Raw genomic sequence first — 21,360 nt, 5'->3', positions numbered from 1 at the left:
ACCAATCAGCACAACTTCAGCTAGATTGAGAAATGTCAAAATTATTAACAGGTGCAGAAATAGTATTTAAATGTCTTGAAGATCAAGATGTGGAATATATTTTTGGATATCCGGGTGGGGCGGTTTTGCCAATTTATGATGAACTTAAAAACCATCAAACAATAAAACATATTTTAGTTAGACATGAGCAAGGTGCTGGCCATGCAGCAGAAGGTTATGCAAGATCATCAGGAAAACCTGGTGTAGTATTAGTTACCTCAGGACCAGGAGCAACAAATGTTGTAACAGCTTTAACAGATGCATATATGGACTCAGTTCCATTGGTTTGTATTTCTGGTCAAGTTCCAACACATCTGATTGGAACTGATGCATTCCAAGAATGTGATACAACCGGAATCACTAGACCGTGTACAAAACATAATTGGTTAGTAAAGGATGTAAAAGATTTAGCAAAAACAATTCATGAAGCATTTCGTGTAGCTACAACCGGAAGACCAGGACCAGTTTTAATTGATATTCCTAAAGATATTCAATTTGCAAAATCAAATTATTTAAAACCAAAAAAACAAAAAATATATAATGGTAAATCACATAACAAATTTTTATCGAGTGAAATTGATGAACTAATAAATTTAATTTCAAAAGCTAAAAAACCAGTAATTTATTCAGGTGGAGGAGTTATAAACTCTGGGCCAAAGGCAAGTGACTCATTAAGAGAATTTGTAAGACTAATTGGTTTTCCAATTACATCTACCCTGCAAGGCTTAGGTGCATTTCCAGGGGAAGATAACCAGTTTATTGGAATGTTAGGAATGCATGGAACTTATGAAGCAAATAATGCTATGCATGATTGTGATTTACTAATAAACATTGGTGCAAGATTTGATGATAGAATAACTGGTAAGATTGATGAGTTTTCTCCTAAATCGAAAAAAATCCATATTGACATTGATCCTTCATCTATAAACAAAATTATTAAAGTAGATTTAGCAATTGTCGGTGATGTTAATGAAGTTTTAAAAGCAGTAATAAAAAAAATTAATACAAAACAAAATGGTTTAAAAACTTCAAATAAGCAAAATATATCTAAGTGGTGGGAACAAATTCAAAAATGGAGAACCAAAGACTCTTTGGGATTTATTAATAGCAATAAAACTATAAAACCACAGCATGCTGTAAAAAGATTATATGAATTAACAAAAAATCAAGATACTTTTATTACAACAGAGGTAGGTCAGCATCAAATGTGGGCTGCACAACATTATAAATTTAACAAACCTAATAGATGGATGACATCTGGTGGACTTGGAACCATGGGTTATGGTCTTCCAGCTGCTGTAGGCGTTCAAATTGCTCATCCTGATAAACTTGTTATTGATATTGCTGGTGAGGCATCTGTCCTTATGACGATGCAAGAAATGTCAACTGCTGTTCAATATAATTTGCCTATTAAAATTTTTGTTTTAAATAATCAGTATATGGGAATGGTCAGACAATGGCAGGAGTTACTTCATGAAAAAAATTATTCTGAAAGTTATTCTGAGGCATTACCTGATTTTGTTAAATTGGCAGAGGCTTATGGTTGCAAAGGAATTAAAGCTGATAATCCAAATGAATTAGACGATAAAATAAAAGAAATGGTAAATCACAATGGTCCCGTAATATTCGATTGTCAAGTTGACCCTAATGAAAATTGTTTTCCGATGATACCATCAGGAAAACCTCATAATCAAATGATTTTAGGTCCAAAAGATAAAGATGAAAATAAGATTACTGGAAAAGGTAAAGCTTTAGTCTAATGTCAAATCCAAAATCAGCTTACAGCATACCAACTAAAAAAGGGAAATTAGACACTCATATCTTTGTAGTGTGGGTTGACAATGAAGCTGGAGTTTTAGCTAGAGTTGTTGGACTATTTTCGGGGAGAGGATATAATATTGAGTCTTTAGCAGTTGCTGAAGTTGATGCAACAAAAAATATTTCTAGGATTACAATAGTGACCACAGGAACACCTCAAGTAATAGATCAAATTAAATTACAATTGAAAAAATTAGTTCCTGTTCATAAAGTTGCTGATTTTAGAAGGGAAGATAAAAAAGTCATATTTAAGGAAATGGCTTTACTAAAAGTCGTTGGAAAGAAAAAAAAGATAGAAAAGTGTCTTAAAGCCTGTAAAAGCTTTAATCCAGTGATATTAGATAAAACAAAGCAGTCAGTTGTGATACAAATTACTGCTCTTAGACGTGAGATTGATAAGATGAGTAAAAAATTAAAACCTTTAGGTCTTACTAGCACATCAAGAACAGGAGCTATTGCAATGACGAGAGGTTCTGAAATTTTTAAATAAATAAGTTAGGAGAAGCAAAATGAAAATGTTTTATGAAAAAGATACAGATGTAAACTTAATAAAAGAAAAAAAGATTGCGATTTTTGGATATGGAAGTCAAGGTCATGCTCATGCATTAAATCTTAAAGATAGTGGAGTAAAAGAGGTTGTTGTTGCATTAAGAGATGGCTCATCAAGTGCTGCTAAAGCAGAGTCAAAAGGTCTAAAGGTAATGAATTTGTCTGATGCTGCTGCATGGGCAGACGTTGTGATGATATTAACACCAGATGAGTTACAAGCTCAAATATATAAAAATCACATTGAACAAAGAGCTAAAGAAGGAACAAGTATAGCTTTTGCACACGGTTTAAATGTTCATTACGATTTAATAAAAGCAAGAAAGGATCTAGATGTTTTTATGGTAGCACCTAAAGGACCAGGACATCTAGTAAGAAGTGAATATCAAAAAGGAGGTGGAGTTCCTTGTTTGTTTGCTGTCCATCAAAATGGTTCAGGAAAAGCAAGAGATTTAGCTTTATCTTATGCCTCAGCTATAGGTGGAGGAAGGTCTGGAATAATTGAAACAACATTTAAGGATGAAGTAGAAACAGACTTATTTGGAGAGCAAACTGTGTTGTGTGGTGGTTTAGTAGAATTGATGAAAAATGGTTATGAAACACTAGTTGAAGCAGGTTATGAACCAGAAATGGCATATTTTGAGACAGTACATGAAGTTAAATTAATTGTTGATTTGATTTATGAAGGTGGAATAGCAAATATGAATTATTCCATTTCTAATACTGCCGAATATGGTGAGTACCAATCAGGTCCAAGGATTATTAACAAAGAAGAAACAAAAAAAAGAATGAAAGAAGTTTTATCAGAAATACAATCTGGAAAGTTCACTAAAGATTGGATGGACGAATGTAAAAACGGTCAAAAAAACTTTCTAGAAACTAGAGCAAAATTAGCAGAACATCCTGTAGAGAAAGTTGGAGCACAACTTAGAGCAATGATGCCTTGGATTGGTAAGAAAAAACTTGTTGATAGTGACAAAAGTTAATCTTGGGTAGACCCAAAAAGATCAGATAAATTAACAATTATCTGACATTTATTTTGCAATCTCTCTTATAGATTGTATTATAGTTTTCAAAAAAATTAAGTTATGGGTAAAAAAGATAGAGTAATTATTTTCGATACAACAATGCGTGATGGCGAGCAATCGCCAGGTGCGTCTATGAGTTTAGAGGAAAAAATTCAAATAGCTAGAGTTTTTGATGAACTTGGCATTGATGTGATAGAGGCGGGTTTTCCGATCGCTTCGCCAGGAGATTTTGAAGCTGTTTCAGAAGTAAGTAAAATTTTAAAAAAATCTATTCCTGCGGGACTATCAAGACACTCTGTTAAAGATATTGATAGAGCTTATGAAGCATTAAAACACGCTCCTAGATTTAGAATACATACTTTTATTTCTACAAGTCCACTACATATGAAGCACAAACTTAATATGTCACCAGAGGATGTTTACGATTCCATAGGAAAACATGTTGCTTACGCTAGAAAATATACTGATGACGTTGAGTGGTCATGTGAAGATGGAACAAGGACAGATCTGGACTTTATGTGTAAAACTGTAGAACTTGCAATAAAAAATGGAGCAACTACAATTAATATTCCAGACACGGTTGGTTATACAATACCATCAGAATTTACGAAAATTATTGGAACTTTATTAAATAAAGTTCCAAATATCGATAAAGCAATTTTATCAACTCATTGCCACAATGATTTAGGTTTAGCAGTTGCGAACTCTTTAGCAGGAGTTCAAGCTGGCGCAAGACAAGTGGAATGTACAATTAATGGTTTAGGTGAAAGAGCAGGTAACGCTGCTTTAGAAGAAATTGTAATGGCAATAAAAACAAGACCGGATTTAATGCCATATGAAACAGGTATTAATACAAAACTTTTAAGTAAAGCGTCTAAAATTGTTTCAAATGCTACTGGATTTCCAGTCCAATACAATAAAGCAATAGTTGGAAAAAATGCATTTGCTCATGAAGCTGGTATACATCAAGATGGAATGCTTAAAAATAGACAAACTTACGAAATAATGACACCAGAAAGTGTAGGTGTAAAACAAACTTCCTTAGTTATGGGTAAACATTCTGGCAGACACGCATTTAAAGATAAATTAAATAGCCTTGGATATCCCGATTTGACCGATGATGTTGTAAGTAATGCTTTCGCTAAATTTAAAGTTTTAGCAGATAAAAAGAAACATGTTTATGATGAGGATATTATTGCATTAATTGATGATAGCTTGATTATTGATAATAAAGTAAACGCGATTAATCTAAAATCATTGAAAGTTTTTGCTGGAACTGGAGAGCCCCAGAAAGCAGAGATGACTTTAGACGTATATGGAGATGTGAAAAAAGCAACGGAAACTGGTGATGGTCCAGTTGATGCTATATTTAAGTGTATAAAGATTTTATATCCACACGATGTAAATCTTCAACTTTATCAAGTTCATGCAGTAACCGAGGGCACTGATGCGCAAGCAACTGTAAGTGTTAAGATTGAGGAAAATGGAAAAACAACAGTCGGTCAAGCAGCTGACACTGATACATTGGTAGCATCAGCAAATGCATATATAAATGCATTAAATAAAATGATTATAAAAAGAGAAAAGACTGCTCCAATGGAGCAAGAGACACAAAAAGTAAGGGGAATATAGATGGGATTATTTAGCAGAGTAAAGAAAATATGGAGCCAAGATATGGCTATAGATTTAGGTACAGCGAATACTTTGGTTGTTGTGAAGGGGCAAGGAGTAGTTTTAAATGAACCTTCGGTAGTTGCGATAGTAGATCAGGCAGGAAAAAAACAAGTTTTAGCTGTTGGAGATGAAGCAAAAACAATGCTTGGAAGAACTCCAGGAAATATAAGTGCTATTAGACCTTTAAGAGATGGTGTAATTGCTGATTTTATAGTCACTGAAGAAATGATAAAGCACTTTATAAAAAAAGTTCATAAAGGGAGTACTTTTGCTAATCCAAGAATTTTAATTTGTGTACCAACTGGTTCCACTCCAGTTGAAAGAAAAGCAATTCAAGATAGTGCTTTAGCTGCAGGAGCAAGAAGGGTACAATTAATCGAAGAGCCAATTGCAGCAGCAATTGGTGCGGGACTCCCTATCTCAGAAGCTACTGGTTCTATGGTGGTCGACATTGGTGGTGGAACAAGCGAAATAGCAGTTATGTCACTTGGAGGTTTAGTTTACTCTAGATCTTTGAGAGTAGCAGGTGATGCAATGGATGGTGCATTAGTACACTATATGCGAAAAGAATATAATTTAATGATTGGTGATAGTACTGCTGAAAAAATTAAAAAAGAAATAGGCACAGCTATACCTACAAATGATAATACTTATCCTGTCAAAGGAAGAGACTTAAGATCTGGAACTCCTAAAGAGGTTAATATTACCGAGGAGGATACGGCAGAAGCTTTAAATGATATTTTAAAAGAAATGGTAGATGGTATCAAAGATGCATTAGAGGCAACACCACCAGAACTATCAGCTGACCTTGTAGATATGGGTTTAACATTGACTGGGGGTGGAGCATTATTAAAGAACATAGATAAAAGATTTTCTAAAGAAACAGGCTTACCAGTTCACATAGCTGAAGACCCTTTATCTTGTGTTGCAATTGGTACCGGTAAAGCTTTAGATCAAGAACAAACATTTTCTACTATGCTTACTGAGTATTAAAGATAATGGCCTCAAGCAGAGATGACTTTGTAATTGCAATTCGATCTGCTTTTTTAAAAAAAACAACAAAACAAAAATTTTCTCTCTTAACTCTAATCTTTATATCAGTTTTTATTATATTTCTTTCAAATTTAAATTTTAAAATTATTAATAATTTAAGATCTATTATTAATGAAATTGTGTTTAGATCTTCATTTGTTGTATCTATTCCTGAAAATTTAATAATTACTTCTTATTCAAAGATTGTAGAATACTCAAGTTTTTATGATGAATTTCAATTAAATAAAATTCAATTAGAAGAATTAAGATCTAAAGAAATATCTAATGATATTATAATTAGTGAAAATAATGAATTAAAAGGATTAATTGAAGACTACAGTTTTTCATCAAATAAAATTTTAGCAAAAGTAATAGTTGACCATGATAGTCCTTTTTTAAAAACAATAATAATTAATAAAGGAAGTTTTGATAATATAAAAATTGGAACAAACATATATGATAAAAATTATCTTGTTGGAAGGGTGATAGAAGTAAACTTTAAATCTTCTAGAGTATTATTACTCTCAGATTTAAATTCAACTGTTCCAATTTCAATTACTCCTGGAAATGTTCAGGCGATTGTAGTTGGAGATGGAAGCAATTCTGGCGAAATTAAATATATCAAAGATAATCTTATTGAAGATATTCAAAATCAAAGTATTGCATATACTTCAGGAACAGGCTCTATTTATAAAAGTGGAATTCCAGTAGGAAGAATAACTACTGATAACAGCAAATTTATCATAGATTTTTACAGTGATTTTGATCAACTAAAATATGTCTTTGTTGAAATCCAGCAAAATCTGAAAATTGGTGACGAAAAGGAAGTAGATGATGAAAACTTGTCAGCTGCAATAAATACTGAAAAAATTAAATTAAATATACTTAATGAAGAAATTAAAATATTAAATGAAACTAACGAAAAATTTATTGAGGAAAATCAAAAATTAAGATCTCAAATAAATGATACAACTGATAAGATTTTAAATTTACAAAATAAAATTGATAATCAAAACAAAAAGATAAATCAAAATTCTATAGACCAAGAGGAACTTAGTTTTTTAAGGCAAAACTTGATTTATAGTTCAAAATGTCAAAAAACAGTATTTAAAAAAGGATTTAAAGTTGGCACTCCCGAATATAAAGAATGTATTTTGAGTAAAGGTAGAAAATTAAATGATTAAATTTGCAAAACATAATTATCTTTACAAAGTTTACACTTTCTTGCCAATTATAATTTTATATGTATCTGTTTTAAATGAATTTGATTTTAATTATTTAAATATAGATTATTTTTCTTTTAATTTTCCTTTCATATTAATTTTTTATTTTGCGCTTAAAGAGTATAATAAATTTGATTATTTATTGGTTTTTATAGCTGGATTAATAAATGATACAGTTGTTGGTTTCCCATTAGGAATAAGTTCTTTTTCTTATATCGTAGTGTGTACATTTGCATCTTATTTAAGAAATATAACTATAAGACCTCATTTGATAAAAGATTGGTTTTATTTTCTTTTTGTAATTAGTTTGATAAATTCAATAAATTATTCAATCCTATTTTTTTTCTTTTCTTACGATTTGGATATTATGTTTTATGTAATTAATAATTTATTTACATTTTTATTGTATGTTCCATCAACTTTAATATTTAACTATTATATTAAGGCAATTAATGATTAGTCAGAGTGACAATGTTGTAAAATTAAATTCTATCAATAGAAGAATGTTCATTTTAGCAACTGCTAAAGTGATCATTTTAGGTGGTATAGTAAGTAGATTATTTTTTTTACAAATCAAGGAAAACAAAAAATATTTAACACTCTCAGATAAAAATAGAATTAGGGAATGGAAGCTTCCACCTGTTAGAGGAAATTTTACTGATTTTTTTGGAAATACAATCGCTGGTAACTTTGAAGCTTATCAACTTCATCTGATACCTGAGCAAGTGGAAAATTTTAGATATACGATTAACAGAATTAAAAATATTTTGGATCTTTCAGATAAACAATTTACAAAAATTTTAAAAAAACAAAAAGAAATTAAACCTTGGGAAACTCTTATAGTAGCAGATAATCTTAGTTGGGAAAATTTTTCAAAAATTAATAATAACTTATATGATTTAAACGGTGTTAAGCCAATTATTTCAATTTCAAGAAATTATCCATATAAAGAAAATTATACTCATATCTTAGGTTATGTAAGTCAAGCAAATGAAAGTGATATTTCAACTAATGAAGTTATTAAAGAAAAATTTGTTCAAGGATTAAAAGTAGGAAAAATAGGTTTAGAAAAATCTTTTGAAAATGATTTAATAGGAAGTAATTCTATTGAGAGATATGAAGTTAATGCTTATGGAAGAAGAATAAGTCAGTTAGCATATCAACAAGGTGATCAAGGTAAAACAATTAAATTAACTGTAGATACAGAGATTCAAAAATTAGCTAATGAATTATTGATTGATAAAGCAGGCTCCATATGCGTAATGGACATTTTTACAGGGGATATAATTGCGATGCATTCTTCACCTTCTTTTGATCCAAATAAATTTGTGTTTGGCATTAGTCAAGATGATTGGCAATTGATTAGAAATAATCCTATGAAACCTTTGTTAAATAAGACTTTATCAGGAAATTACTCACCAGGCTCAACAATCAAACCCATAGTTGCATTGTCAGCACTTGAAAATGAAATCGTTAGTCAAAAATTTACTGTAATTTGTAAGGGTCATAAACATCCATTAGAGTTGTACGGGCAAACATATCATTGTTGGAAAAAAGAAGGTCATGGATATATGAACATGAGAGAGGCAATGAAACAATCATGTGACACATATTTTTATGAGGTTTCAAGAAGGCTTGGTGTAGATAAATTGAGTGAAACAGCTAAAAAATTTGGTCTAGGTAAAAAGGTTTTTGGTAATTTATTTGGTAATGAAAAAAGTGGCTTAATACCTAATACGGAGTGGAAAAAAAATGCTCTCGGCAGAAATTGGTTGCTTGGTGAAACTATAATCACTGGAATAGGTCAAGGCTATATTCAAACTACACCAATTCAACTTTGTTTAATGACAGCACAAATTGCAAATGGTGGTCATAAAATTTATCCAAAACTTGTTTTAAATCAAAAAAACAAAGATGAAGAGAAAGATAAATTTGTCTCACTTGTTAAAAATCCTAAAAATATAAATATTATCCAAGATGCAATGTTTAGTTCTACGAACGAGGTAAGGGGAACTTCATACAGATCTCGTATTGATGATACAAAATATCAATTTGCAGGAAAAACTGGAACTGCACAAGTTAAACGAATTACAGAAACAGACCGTGAGCTAGATCTTAAAACATCCGAAATTGCTTACGAGGAGAGAGATCATGCTTTATATGTAGCATTTGGTCCATACAAAAATCCCAGATATGCTATAAGTATTTTGATAGAGCATGGGGGTTCTGGGGGCTCTGTGGCAGCACCTTTAGCTAAAAAATTATTTAAAAAGATAATTGATCGACATGAGATCCGTAAAAACTATCAAACAAAAAAATATTTAGATATTTAGATGTACCTACATAATAAATTAGAAAATAAAGGAAATTTTTTTCGAAAATTAAAAAATTTAGATTTGATTTTATTAGTTTGTATATTTTTGTTAGGATTAATTAGTCTTGCTACAATGTATTCAACTGACGGTGGTCAGATACTTTTTCATACAAAAAGCCATTTTTATAAGTTTGTTATATTTACGATAATGATGTTTTTTATTTCTTTTCTTAATATTAGGTTCTGGTTTTCAATAGGGTATTTAAGCTATTTAATAATCGTGGCTATGCTAATTTGGACTATTCATTTTGGTATAACAGCCTCAGGTTCTCAAAGATGGATTGATCTATATTTCATAAACATTCAGCCCTCAGAACTTATGAAAATAGTAATTATTCTTTGCTTAGCAAAATTTTTTCACAGAAAACGTTTAGAAAATGTAAATTCATTTTATTCAGTAATAATATCTTTGATAATTATTTTTTTGCCAATGAGTTTAGTGATTATCCAGCCTGATTTAGGAACCTCTTTATTAATATCAATTAGTGGAATTGTAGTATTATGGTTTGCAGGATTAAACCATAAATATTTCTTTTATTCATTTTTAATATCTGTTTTATCACTACCTTTTATAATATCTTTTTTAAAACCTTATCAAAAAATCCGAGTTTTAACTTTTTTGAATCCTGATAGAGATCCATTAGGGGCAGGATATCAGATTATCCAATCTAAAATTGCTGTGGGCTCCGGAGGAATATTTGGAAAAGGTTTTTTGAAAGGAACACAAAGTTATTTAGAATTTTTACCTGAAAAACATACAGATTTTATTTTTACTCTTTTTTCGGAAGAATTTGGTTTTGTTGGATCGGTATTTCTTTTAATAATTTACGCGATTATCATATATAGAATTATCAAAATTGGAGCTCTTTCACGAAGTTATTTTGCAAAATTATTTTGTTACAGTTTTGGGACCTCTATGTTTGTCTATATAATCATTAACATGAGTATGGTTTTAGGGTTATTACCAATTGTAGGCTCTCCCTTGCCAATCATGTCTTATGGCGGTTCATCTATGCTAGCAACAATGATTGGTTTTGGTATAGTAATGAGTGCTAAAATTCATAGTGAGCAGTCAATAGCTTAAGTATAATTTGTCGCTTAAATATAATAATAAAAAAGCAGTATAATTTTTTTTATGAGTAAAAAATTAAACATTGGTATCGTTGGAGCTGGGATCCAAGGAATTTCAAATGCGTTATTTCTTCAAAAAAAAGGTTTAGATGTAACATTGTTTGACAGAGAAGAGCCAGGAAACCCTGCAGCATCTTATGGAAATGCTGGTCATTTTTCTCCATATGCATCATTATCTCTAAACAGAACCGATGTTCTGGCTGATGTGCCAGCTATGTTGTTGAGCTCAACTGGTCCTTTAGCCTTAAAATGGAATTATGTGCCAAAAATGATTCCATGGTTCATTCAATTTATAATGAATACTAAAAAAGATAAGATGATGCATACTGCAAAATATATGCATCAAATATTAGATCTTGCACTTCCCGCATATGATGAACTATTCAACGAAATAGAACTTGAAGGTTTAGTTGAGAATAAGGGGATATTGTATATTTGGAATAACAAAGATTTAAAGAGTAGAGAATTAGAAATTAAAGTTAGAAAAGAATTAGGTGTAAAACAACAACTAGTTAGTAAACAAGAAATCCATGACCTAGAACCCAATATAAAACCCTTTTATCATGCTGGCGTTTATTATCCTTATGCTAGACATGCAAGAAATCCAAAAAAAATTCTTTTAAAGTTTTTTGAGTTATTTTTAAAAAAAGGGGGAAATTTCAAAAAAAAGAATATCAATGATATTCAGTTTGATAATGAGAAGCCAATTTTTATAACAGATGATGAAAGATATAATTTTGATAAAATAGTAATTACATGTGGAGCTTTTTCTAAAAAACTTACTGACAATTTGAATGAAAAAATACCATTAGATACTGAAAGAGGTTATCATGTACATTTCAAAAATTGTGATCATCTATTAAATAGGCCAGTTATTTTTTCTAACAGAGGATTTGGTATAACACCAATGGAGCAGGGACTAAGAGTAGTTGGTACTGTTGAATTTGGAGGATTAGATAACCCACTCTCAAAATCAAGAATTCAAAATTTAATTAATAATGCAAAATTTATGTTAGGTGATCTTCCTGAACATGAAGATGAGTGGTTAGGCTTTAGACCGACATTACCAGATTTTTTACCAGTAATGGGTCCTTCAAAGAATTATAAAAATGTATTCTATTGTTTTGGACATCATCATTTAGGATGGACATTAGGTCCAATATCTGGAAAGATTGTCTCTGGAATGATAGCTCAAGAAAATACTAACTTAAATTTAGAACCTTATAGCTCTAAAAGATTTAATTAATCTATGCAAAATAGTAAGGCATATATAATGTTAGTATGTGCAACTTTATTTTGGGCTGGAAATTTTGTTGTAGGAAAATTTGCTTTTCTAACGAATATTCCTCCTTTATCGTTAGTGTTCTACAGATGGTTACTTGTTTGGCTTATTTTATTGCCTTTTACTTTTAAAGAGATATTAAAATTTAAAGATACAATTTTAAATAATTTACCTTTATTATTTTTTTTAGGTTTCACTAGTGTAGGTTTATTTAATTCTTTTACTTATTTATCTTTAATTCATACGCAAGTTATTAATGCAACTCTTTTCAATACAGCAATTCCAGCTGTAATAATTTTATTATGTTTTTTATTCAATATTGAAAAAACCAATAAATTTCAAATTTTGGGACTTATAATTTCTGTATTGGGAATTTTTTCAATTTTAACAAAACTTGATATTGATATTTTGCTTTCACTAAATTTCAACAAAGGAGATATCATAATGATAGGAGGAGTTATTACTTGGGGAGTATATTCAACTCTTTTAAAGAAAAAAAAATTCACATTGCCGCTTTTAACTTTAGTTCATGTTATATGTACTTTTGGATTAATTTGTGTATTTCCACAATTTCTCTATGAATTTTCACAAGGAGAGGTAATAAAATTTGATATCAATCTTTTTTATACTCTTATTTTTTTAGCTCTATTTCCAAGTATAGGCTCCTATTATTGTTGGGCTGGGGCTGTATCTATTATTGGTGCTAATAGAGCAGGAATCTTTTTATCTCTTATACCTTTATTTAGTACAATAATGGCAATAATTTTTTTTAATGAACAATTCAATTTTTATCATTCTCTTGGGGCAATTTTAATTATACTAGGTTTATTTTTGTCAAATAAGGAAATTAAAGATGCTTAAAGTTGCAATTTTAGATGATTACCAGAATGTTTCTCAACAGTTTGTCGACATTGAAAAACTTGCAGGAAAATATGAAATAAAAATTTTTAGTGAACCTTTTGGTGATGAAGCCGAGATTTTAGAGCAATTAGCTGACTTTGAGGCTCTTCTTATAATGCGAGAAAGAACACCAATGACTAAAAACATAATAGATAATTTAACTAAATTAAAATTTATTATCACAAGCGGTTCAAGAAATAAGTCAATTGATTTAGAAGCTGCAAAAAAAAGAAAAATTATAGTCTGTGGTACAGAAATAAATATTCATCCAACTCCAGAATTAACATGGGCACTGATATTAGGATTAGCTAGAAATTTGAAAGAAGAAATTGACAATATGTATCAAGGATATTGGCAAACAACCGTAGGTGTTGAATTAAAAGGAAAAATTTTAGGTTTAATTGGTCTTGGTAGAGTTGGTTCGCAAGTCGCGAAAATAGGAAAAGCATTCGGAATGCAAGTTATGGCCTGGAGTGAAAATTTAGATTTAAACAAATGTAAAGAGCTGGATGTTCTACCGAGTAGTAAAGATGATTTAATTTCAAATTCAGATTTTTTATCTATCCATGTTCAAGGAGGTGAAAGATATAAAGATTGTATTACTTTAAAAGAATTAGATAAGATGAAAAAAACAGCTTTCTTGATAAACACTTCAAGAGGTCCAATTGTTAATGAAGATGATTTAATAATAGCTTTATCTACAAATGAAATTGCTGGAGCAGGCCTTGATGTTTATGAGAAAGAGCCTTTGCCAGAAAATAATAAACTAAGATTTTTGCCAAATGCATTATTAACTCCACACATTGGTTATGTTACAGCTGAAAATTATAGTATTTTTTACAATCAAATGATTGAAGCATTAGAGGCTTGTGTTGATGGTAATCCTATCCGAGTAATAAAATAAAAATGGATTTACCTGTTGTAAATCATAGTGATTATTTTGCTAAAATTGGTGATGATCATAAATTTCCAATAAATAAATTTGGAGAATTGGCCAATTATTTGATTAAAGGAAAAATTGTAAAAAAATTTCATACACCATATCCCTGTTCAGATGAAACATTAAAAAGAGCTCATTCTGAAAGTTATATACAAAATGTGAAAAATAAAACTTTAGATGAAAACACCATAAAAAAAATTGGTTTTCCATTAGTTGATAGTGTTGTAAAAAGATCTTTAGTTGCGACAGGTGGAACTGTGTTAGCATCTAAACTTGCAGTTAAAAACGGTGTGGCTTGTAATACGGCTGGAGGAAGCCATCATGCAAATTTTGATGGTGGTGCTGGCTATTGTGTATTCAATGATGTAGCTGTTGCAGCTCATTATTTACTAGATAGAGGATTAGCAGGCAGAATATTAATTGTTGATTTAGATGTTCATCAAGGAAACGGAAACGCAGATATCTTTAAAGATAATAGAAACGTATTTACTTTTAGCATGCATTCAAAATCAAATTATCCCGCTAAAAAATCTATCAGTAATCTTGATGTTGAACTTGAAGATAATTTAGAGGATATGCAGTACATTAAAATACTTAAATTTTACTTAAATAAACTAAATGAAGAAAATTTTGACTATGTTTTTTATATAGCTGGTGTTGATATTCATTTTAATGATCGTTTAGGTAAATTAAAAATTTCAGATGATGGAATTAGAAAAAGAGATGAAATTGTGACAGAAAATTTTTTTTCAAAAGGAGTTCCACTTTGTGGCGTTTTAGGTGGTGGATACAATAAAGATTTTGATAAACTTGTTGAATTACACTCTATTTTGCACCAATCATGTGCTAAATTATTATAAATTAATGAGTAAAAAAAATCCTAATCTTACAGCTGAGCAAAAGCTAGTTATGTTTGAAGATGGTACTGAACCTCCAGGAACTAGTGAATTAAATAAAGAAAAAAGAAATGGAAGTTATCACTGCGCAAATTGTGGGGTTAAACTATTTGAATCTGAAAATAAATATGAAAGTGGTTCTGGTTGGCCATCTTTCTTTCGTTCATTACCAGATGTTTTTGAAACAAAAACAGATCATTTGCTAGGATATGCTCGTACAGAATATCATTGTAAAAATTGCGATGCCCATCATGGTCATATCTTTGATGATGGTCCAGAACCAACTGGTAAAAGATATTGCAACAATGGTGTTTGTTTAGTTTTTAAACCAAAAAATTAATGATAATAAAGTATTTAAGTTTTTTAATTGGAGTTATTTGGTCATATTCAATTATAAAAACACAATCAGTATTTAGTAAAAAAGCAGGGTTAATATTTAAGATTTTTATTACAAAAGTTTCTTGGTTTACTTTAATTGCAGCTTGCTACTTTGGTTACAAAAATTTTTCTATTCAATCTACTATAATTGGTATTATTATTGCTATTTTATTAGTTAATATTGGATTTTATTTCTCAAAAAAATTTATTAATCAAAAATTTGATGAAAAAAAAATTACAATTTTTAAAAGTTTTTTTGAATATACTTTAATTTTTTGGGTTGTTTATTACGTTTTATTTTAAAAGATCTTGTAATTTATTTTCTTTTTCTAGTGCTCTTACTTCATCGTATCCACCAATATGTTGATCATCAAAAAATATTTGTGGAATTGTTTTTTTTCCGTTAGCTTTCTTAATCATTTCATCCATTGCACCATCAATAGTTGCAATATTAATTTCGTTATAAGGAGCGTTGTTTCTAGTTAATAATCTCTTAGCTGCATCGCAATAATTACAAAGTGGTCCTGTATAAATTGTAATTTTTTTCATAACTTATAAGTAGTCACCTTTTTTAATTTTACCAGACATTTCTTTTCTAGAATATTCAAATTTTTTTCTATGTTTAATACTTTTTTCGTGAACTCTTTTTCTCCATAATCTAAATGAAGATGGTTTAAGCGATCTTCTCATAATTTTAATTACATCAGATTCTTTATATCCAGTTTTTTTTTGGATTTCTTCAAAAGTGATCCTGTCAGCCCAGGCAGCCCAGATGACCCAATCTGGACTTTCAATATTTGGCTCTGGATTTTTAACTCGAGTAACTGGCCTGTGACCTTTTTTTTTCATAAATCCTTTATATTTGAAAAAAATCGATAATGCATTTTTTTTGGGATGTGTTATATTTGTCTAGATAGTCCTTCTTAGCCATCTTTAGCTCCCGGTTTTTAAGGACTATCTTTTTTTTTATATGCTCCCCTTAGATTTTATTCTTTTTTTACAAATCATAATTTTTCTTTTTATCACTCCCGGTACTCCAAGAATAGTAATTGTGTCTTATTCAATGAATTATGGTGTTCAAAATTGTATTTGGACAGCGCTAGGAGATATCACTGCTAATTTTATCCAAGCAACTTTAGTTATATTTGTTTTAGGAAGTTTTTTTTCTGACAATCCAACCTTTTTAAATTTTTTTAAGTGGATTGGTGTAATTTATTTGCTTTATTTAGCTTATGATGTTTATAAATCTTCACCTAAAGACATAAATTCAAAAATAATTTCATCAAAAAGTATATTTTCTTTTTTTAAAGATGGTTTTTTAGTTGCAGGAACAAGTCCAAAGGCTTGGTTGTTCTTTCCTCTAATATTTCCACAATTTATTGACTTTAACTCAAATTATATTGTTCAATTTTTTATATTAATAACAACTTATGTTGTATTAGATTTTTTATCTTTGATTGGGTATGCAATGCTTGCGCAAAAATTAATTACTTGGATAAAAGCAAACCCAAAAACAATTAATACAATCTCTGCGAGTGTTTTAGTTATAGTTGCTTTAATAATTATTGTTATACAACAATATTAAAACAATAATCACGCTACTTTTGCCACTTGAAAATTATTTCATTTCTTTATTTAATTAGACTTTAATTAATTAATTAACCAAGGAAATAAAATGAAAATAAATAAAATAATCTTGAGTTTTATTTCTGCAGTAGCAATTTTACTTTCAACTTCAGTTGTTTCATTTGCAAAAGTAGTTGGTGATAAGATTGTTTTAGGTGCTGCTATCTCACTAACAGGAAAATATTCATCAAATGGTGTTCATACTCAAAACGGTTACAATATGGCCGTTGATAGAATTAATAGCATGGGTGGAGTAAAAGTTGGTGGAAAAACATATAAGTTTGAAATCATTTATTATGATGATGAATCGAACCCAAAAAGAGCAGCTCAATTAGCAGAAAGATTGATTTCTCAAGACGGTGTTGAGTTTATGCTTGGGCCATACAGCTCAGGTTTAACAAAAGCTATTGCGCCTGTTACTGAAAAATATGGAGTACCAATGGTGGAAGCTAATGGTGCGTCTAGATCTTTGTTTACCAAGGGTTACAAGTATCTATTCGCAGTTCTAGCTCCAGCTAACTTATATCTTGATGTAGCTATAAGAACGGCCGTTGAATTAAATGGTGGAAAAGGTGTAAGAATTGCACAGGCATTTGAACAAGATGCATTTTCACAAGATGTTAGATTAGGTATTTTAGATGCTGCTAAAGAAACTGGATCTGAAATTATAATCGATGATAAGCTTCCAAAAGAGCTTAATGATATGGCTGCTACATTAGTAAAAGTTAAGCAAATGAAGCCAGATGTTCTTGTTGTATCAGGTCATACAAAAGGTGCATTAACTGCAATCAGACAAATAGCTGAAATGAAGGTAGATGTTCCAATGTTAGCGATGACGCATTGTGATGCTGCGAAATTATCAAAACAACATGGTAAAAATTCTCAGTACGCTCTTTGTGCTTCTCAATGGCATAAAACATTGACTTATAAAGATGACTTTTTTAAAGATGGTATGACTTATGCGGCAGATTTCCAAAAAGAGTTTGGATACGACCCGCCTTATCAATCAGCAGAGTCTTCAGCGGCATTGTTAGTGTTTAAGGATGCATTTGAGAGAGCAAATTCTTTTGATCAAAAAAAAGTAAGAGATGCCCTTGCAGCAACTAATATGCAAACGTTCTATGGAAATATAAAATTTGCACCAGGCGGCCAAAATGTTGATAAGCCGATGGTACTTTTCCAAGTAATGTGTGACGGCGCCGGGAAATGTGAAAACAAAGTTGTAGCTCCGCTCAAGTGGGCTTCAGCTAAGTTAATACATCCAATTCCTAAGTGGTCTGAAAGATAATAACTAATCTATAAATACCCCCTTAAATTTAGGGGGTATTTTTTTTTAAGGGTAGATAATGGATTTCATGGTTTTCCAATATCCAATGATAACTGTTCAAGCTTGTTTGGACGGTATTCTCTTAGGTATTTTATTTGCGTTGATTGCTTATGGTATGGCACTGCAATGGGGAGTAATGAATATAATTAATATTGCCCAAGGTGATTTAGTTATTCTTGGAGGATATATTGCATACTTTATGTATCTTTATGGAATTCATCCGGCCTGGGGTGTTATCGTATCACCAATTATTATGTATTTCGTTGGGGTTGGTATTTATAAACTAGTTATTAATAAAGTTGTCGATCGAGATTTATTCATCTCTATTCTTGCTACATTTGGAATAAGTATTCTTTTTATGCAATTAATGAATTTTGCTTTCGGTGCAGATGTAGTATTGGCTAACTCAGGTTATGGAACCACTTTTTTATTTGATAGCGCAGTGGTCTTACCTAATTCTAAAATATTTTCTGCATTTATAAGTATTTTGTTTGCTATTTGTTTAGTGATTTATATGAAAAAATCAAAACTTGGTCGGGCAATTAGAGCAACAGCTCAAAATGCAAGAGCTGCAAAAATCTTAGGAGTTGATACAGAAAAAGTTTATGCAGCTACATTTGGTATAAATGCTGCACTTTGTGGGGTTGCTGGAGCATTAATTTCAATAACATTTACAATACACCCTTATATGGGATTACCATATACTATTAGATCTTTTATGATCGTTATTGTTGCTGGCCTTGGGAATTTACCAGGAGTGGCATTATCAGGTATGGGACTTGGAGTATTTGAAGAATTTGCTGATTATATACTGGGTACAGAATTTAGAATAGGTTCAGTGTTCTTATTATTAGTTTTAATTCTTGTTTATAGAAGATTTAAATTATCAAGAAAAAGAGAGTATTTAAAATAATGTCAGAAAAAAAAATGATCGAATATGATGGTAGTTGTATATGTGGAGAAGTTAAGTTTACCGTTAAATTAGATGAAATACCAAGAGTATTTAATTGTCATTGTATTGATTGTAGAAAAAAACTAGGGGGAATAATAACTATTATACAACTAAGAGAGAATGCTTTGAAAATTGATGAGAATAAACTATCAAAATATACTCATTTAGGAGGAAGTAAAAATATTATAACAAAAACTTTTTGCAAAATTTGTGCAGCACCTGTTACGACCTATGTTGAAAAATGGGGTGTTTCTTATTTATATGCGGGTCTTTTAAATGACGTGAGCTCGCTTCAAAAAGCAAAAAACATATTTTATAAAGACTCTCACTTTCCTTTCATGAAAGTCAACGATGATGATCTAGTTATCTAATTTATGAATAAAAATTCAATTTTATATTTAAGTATTTTAATATTTGGCTTAGCGGCTCCATTTATATTTCCAGCTTTCAAAGTTCAATTGTCTATTTTATGTGTATTAATCGTTTTAGCTACCACTTGGAATATTCAAGGTGGTGAGATGGGTTACAACACTTTTGGGAATATATTATTTTATGGTTTGGGAATGTATCTATGTGCCTCAGTTCAAGTTGGTATGTTTTTTCCATTAGCTGAATGGACTGAAAGTGGTGGGGAAAAAACATTTGTACATACACCAACTCAATTTTTTCAAGGAATGGCAGTAGGACTTGTAGTTGCCGCAGTTGTGCCAACTATAGTTGCTGGATTAATTGGATACGCTATATTAGGACTAAGAGGCCATTATTTTGCAATTTGTACTTTAGGTTTAGGAGTGGCAGCAGGAGAAATTTCTGGAGGTATAGAAATTATTGGAGCCGGACAAGGCTTTACAACACCACCTTTTCCTAATGTTGGAGGTTTAGAAGCTAGAGGAGAATTCTTTTATTTTTTAAGTTTTGGAGCACTCATACTTACCTTCATTGCAGTCAGAGCAATTTATTCAACTAGATTTAAATTAATTCTTAATGCGATCAGAGATAATGAGGACAAGGCTGAAGCTATGGGAATTGAAACAATGAAATATAAAATCATTGGATGGATGGTGTCGGCTTTTTTCTGTGGCTTAGCTGGTGGTATTATGGGAGGATTAGTTGGTTATATAGACTCTACGGATGTTGCTTTTGATGGAAGAGAGATGGGTGTCTTCATGGTATTGATGGCAATCTTAGGAGGTAAGGGAACTCTATGGGGTCCTGTGATTGGTGCAACAGTATTTCATATCTTCAAAGAAGGATTTTGGACTTTCTTTTTAGGTTGGCAGTATGTTGCCTTGGGAGTTTTAATAGTAGTAATTGTAATTTATTTTCCAGAAGGAATTATGGGATGGTTAAGAGAAAAATACCCAGAGAGATTTGGTGAGGTAGTGGATGAAGCAGACCGTAAAGCACAGGTGGAATTAAAATGAGTATTTTAGAAGTAAACAATGTAAGCAAATCTTTTGGTGGTATTAAAGCTAATGTTGATATTTCAATGACGGTGGAAAAAGGAAAAATATTTGGGCTTATCGGTCCGAATGGTTCAGGAAAAACAACTTTATTTAATTCAATAGTTGGAACTTATCCAATAGATAAAGGATCCATAAAGTTTAATAATAAAGAAGTTTCTGAATTGCCAGTTCCAATAATTGCTAAACTTGGGTTATTACGAACATTTCAACAAACAAGAATTTATGGCAAATTAAATTGTGTAGATAATATGCTTATTAGCCACAAAGGTAGCGATGAAAGCATATTAAAGATATTCTCTAAAATTCCAAAAAATTTGACAGAAAAAGCAGAGAACCTTTTGAACTTTGTAGGGCTTTTTCAAAAAAGAAATTTGAGAGCAGGTGATTTATCTTTTGGTCAGCAAAAATTATTAGAACTTGCAATGGCTTTAATGAATGAACCTGAAATGCTTTTATTAGATGAACCAACTGCTGGCATTAATCCAACATTAATCAATGGAATTATAGATAGACTAATTAAAGTAAATCAAGACTTCGGAATTACTCTTTTAGTTATTGAACATAATATGAGAGTTATAATGCAATTAGCAGAAAGTATTTATTGCTTAGCTCATGGTAAAATGCTTGCAAAAGGAACACCTGATGAAATTAAAAATGACAAACGTGTCATAGACGCTTATTTGGGAGCACAATAATGTCTAATCAATACGAAGTTTTAGGAAAAGCAC

Annotated in this window: 23 protein-coding genes; 21 read left to right on the top strand and 2 right to left on the bottom strand. The window is 30.6% G+C overall.

What is annotated here, in order from left to right; translation table 11 throughout:
- Window positions 1-32 precede the first annotated feature (32 nt).
- From AMN70_RS00840 to AMN70_RS00770, 15 genes are all read left to right on the top strand, one after another.
- Entirely contained in the window at window positions 33-1,799 is a 1,767-nt protein-coding gene (locus AMN70_RS00840; protein WP_075501125.1) for an acetolactate synthase 3 large subunit, read from the top strand.
- The gene (gene ilvN / locus AMN70_RS00835; protein WP_075501123.1) at window positions 1,799-2,347 is read left to right on the top strand and encodes an acetolactate synthase small subunit; all 549 of its coding nucleotides are present in this window, start codon (window positions 1,799-1,801) and stop codon (window positions 2,345-2,347) included. The genes AMN70_RS00840 and ilvN overlap by 1 nt, the downstream gene beginning before the upstream one ends.
- A gap of 19 nt (window positions 2,348-2,366) precedes the next feature.
- On the top strand, window positions 2,367-3,389 hold the full coding sequence (ilvC, locus tag AMN70_RS00830) for a ketol-acid reductoisomerase (protein ID WP_075501120.1): 1,023 nt from the start codon (window positions 2,367-2,369) through the stop codon (window positions 3,387-3,389).
- Between the two features lie 102 nt (window positions 3,390-3,491).
- On the top strand, window positions 3,492-5,063 hold the full coding sequence (locus tag AMN70_RS00825; protein WP_075501118.1) for a 2-isopropylmalate synthase: 1,572 nt from the start codon (window positions 3,492-3,494) through the stop codon (window positions 5,061-5,063).
- Complete coding sequence (locus AMN70_RS00820) at window positions 5,064-6,098, top strand: rod shape-determining protein (protein ID WP_075501117.1); 1,035 nt, start codon at window positions 5,064-5,066, stop codon at window positions 6,096-6,098. It abuts the gene before it with no gap.
- 5 nt (window positions 6,099-6,103) lie between these two features.
- On the top strand, window positions 6,104-7,321 hold the full coding sequence (locus AMN70_RS00815) for a rod shape-determining protein MreC (RefSeq protein WP_075501115.1): 1,218 nt from the start codon (window positions 6,104-6,106) through the stop codon (window positions 7,319-7,321).
- Complete coding sequence (locus AMN70_RS00810) at window positions 7,314-7,820, top strand: hypothetical protein (protein ID WP_075501114.1); 507 nt, start codon at window positions 7,314-7,316, stop codon at window positions 7,818-7,820. The genes AMN70_RS00815 and AMN70_RS00810 overlap by 8 nt, the downstream gene beginning before the upstream one ends.
- The gene (gene mrdA / locus AMN70_RS00805) at window positions 7,813-9,693 is read left to right on the top strand and encodes a penicillin-binding protein 2 (protein ID WP_075501112.1); all 1,881 of its coding nucleotides are present in this window, start codon (window positions 7,813-7,815) and stop codon (window positions 9,691-9,693) included. The genes AMN70_RS00810 and mrdA overlap by 8 nt, the downstream gene beginning before the upstream one ends.
- On the top strand, window positions 9,694-10,818 hold the full coding sequence (rodA, locus tag AMN70_RS00800) for a rod shape-determining protein RodA (RefSeq protein WP_075501110.1): 1,125 nt from the start codon (window positions 9,694-9,696) through the stop codon (window positions 10,816-10,818).
- Between the two features lie 51 nt (window positions 10,819-10,869).
- Complete coding sequence (locus AMN70_RS00795) at window positions 10,870-12,111, top strand: NAD(P)/FAD-dependent oxidoreductase (RefSeq protein ID WP_075501109.1); 1,242 nt, start codon at window positions 10,870-10,872, stop codon at window positions 12,109-12,111.
- Window positions 12,112-12,114: 3 nt separating this feature from the next.
- Complete coding sequence (locus AMN70_RS00790) at window positions 12,115-13,008, top strand: DMT family transporter (protein ID WP_075501106.1); 894 nt, start codon at window positions 12,115-12,117, stop codon at window positions 13,006-13,008.
- The gene (locus AMN70_RS00785) at window positions 13,001-13,951 is read left to right on the top strand and encodes a D-2-hydroxyacid dehydrogenase family protein (protein ID WP_075501105.1); all 951 of its coding nucleotides are present in this window, start codon (window positions 13,001-13,003) and stop codon (window positions 13,949-13,951) included. The genes AMN70_RS00790 and AMN70_RS00785 overlap by 8 nt, the downstream gene beginning before the upstream one ends.
- Window positions 13,952-13,953: 2 nt before the next feature.
- Window positions 13,954-14,847, top strand: a complete 894-nt coding sequence (locus AMN70_RS00780) for a histone deacetylase family protein (protein ID WP_075501103.1) — start codon at window positions 13,954-13,956, stop codon at window positions 14,845-14,847.
- A gap of 4 nt (window positions 14,848-14,851) precedes the next feature.
- The gene (msrB, locus tag AMN70_RS00775) at window positions 14,852-15,223 is read left to right on the top strand and encodes a peptide-methionine (R)-S-oxide reductase MsrB (protein ID WP_075501101.1); all 372 of its coding nucleotides are present in this window, start codon (window positions 14,852-14,854) and stop codon (window positions 15,221-15,223) included.
- A complete protein-coding gene (locus tag AMN70_RS00770; protein WP_075501099.1) occupies window positions 15,223-15,564 on the top strand; it encodes a hypothetical protein in 342 nt (113 codons plus the stop codon). The genes msrB and AMN70_RS00770 overlap by 1 nt, the downstream gene beginning before the upstream one ends.
- On the opposite strand, the gene grxC is transcribed toward AMN70_RS00770, so the two are convergent.
- Together grxC and AMN70_RS00760 are read right to left on the bottom strand one after the other, a co-directional pair.
- On the bottom strand, window positions 15,556-15,810 hold the full coding sequence (gene grxC, locus AMN70_RS00765) for a glutaredoxin 3 (protein WP_075501097.1): 255 nt from the start codon (window positions 15,808-15,810) through the stop codon (window positions 15,556-15,558). The genes AMN70_RS00770 and grxC overlap by 9 nt on opposite strands.
- Before the next feature lie 3 nt (window positions 15,811-15,813).
- A complete protein-coding gene (locus AMN70_RS00760; protein WP_075501095.1) occupies window positions 15,814-16,110 on the bottom strand; it encodes a TIGR03643 family protein in 297 nt (98 codons plus the stop codon).
- 121 nt (window positions 16,111-16,231) lie between these two features.
- On the opposite strand from AMN70_RS00760, the gene AMN70_RS00755 reads away from it, so the two are divergent.
- The 6 genes from AMN70_RS00755 to AMN70_RS00730 all read left to right on the top strand — a co-directional run bounded on the left by AMN70_RS00755 (window position 16,232) and on the right by AMN70_RS00730 (window position 21,327).
- Window positions 16,232-16,846, top strand: coding sequence for a LysE family translocator (locus AMN70_RS00755; protein ID WP_075501093.1), 615 nt, complete (start codon window positions 16,232-16,234; stop codon window positions 16,844-16,846).
- Between the two features lie 90 nt (window positions 16,847-16,936).
- Window positions 16,937-18,175, top strand: coding sequence for an amino acid ABC transporter substrate-binding protein (locus AMN70_RS00750; RefSeq protein ID WP_075501091.1), 1,239 nt, complete (start codon window positions 16,937-16,939; stop codon window positions 18,173-18,175).
- A 58-nt stretch (window positions 18,176-18,233) separates the two neighbouring features.
- The gene (locus tag AMN70_RS00745; protein WP_075501089.1) at window positions 18,234-19,127 is read left to right on the top strand and encodes a branched-chain amino acid ABC transporter permease; all 894 of its coding nucleotides are present in this window, start codon (window positions 18,234-18,236) and stop codon (window positions 19,125-19,127) included.
- On the top strand, window positions 19,127-19,537 hold the full coding sequence (locus tag AMN70_RS00740) for a GFA family protein (RefSeq protein WP_075501087.1): 411 nt from the start codon (window positions 19,127-19,129) through the stop codon (window positions 19,535-19,537). Before AMN70_RS00745 ends, AMN70_RS00740 begins: the two co-directional genes overlap by 1 nt.
- Before the next feature lie 3 nt (window positions 19,538-19,540).
- The gene (locus AMN70_RS00735; RefSeq protein WP_075501085.1) at window positions 19,541-20,590 is read left to right on the top strand and encodes a branched-chain amino acid ABC transporter permease; all 1,050 of its coding nucleotides are present in this window, start codon (window positions 19,541-19,543) and stop codon (window positions 20,588-20,590) included.
- Window positions 20,587-21,327 carry an ABC transporter ATP-binding protein gene (locus AMN70_RS00730; RefSeq protein ID WP_075501083.1) on the top strand — a complete coding sequence of 247 codons (741 nt, stop codon included), beginning with the start codon at window positions 20,587-20,589 and terminating at the stop codon, window positions 21,325-21,327. Before AMN70_RS00735 ends, AMN70_RS00730 begins: the two co-directional genes overlap by 4 nt.
- The last annotated feature ends 33 nt before the right edge of the window (window positions 21,328-21,360 follow it).

This window comes from Candidatus Pelagibacter communis (assembly GCF_001179925.1).
Classification (GTDB): Bacteria; Pseudomonadota; Alphaproteobacteria; order Pelagibacterales; family Pelagibacteraceae; genus Pelagibacter; species Pelagibacter ubique_E.
Note: the sequence above shows the minus strand (reverse complement) of the source record. Positions and strands in the feature narration are given on the sequence as shown.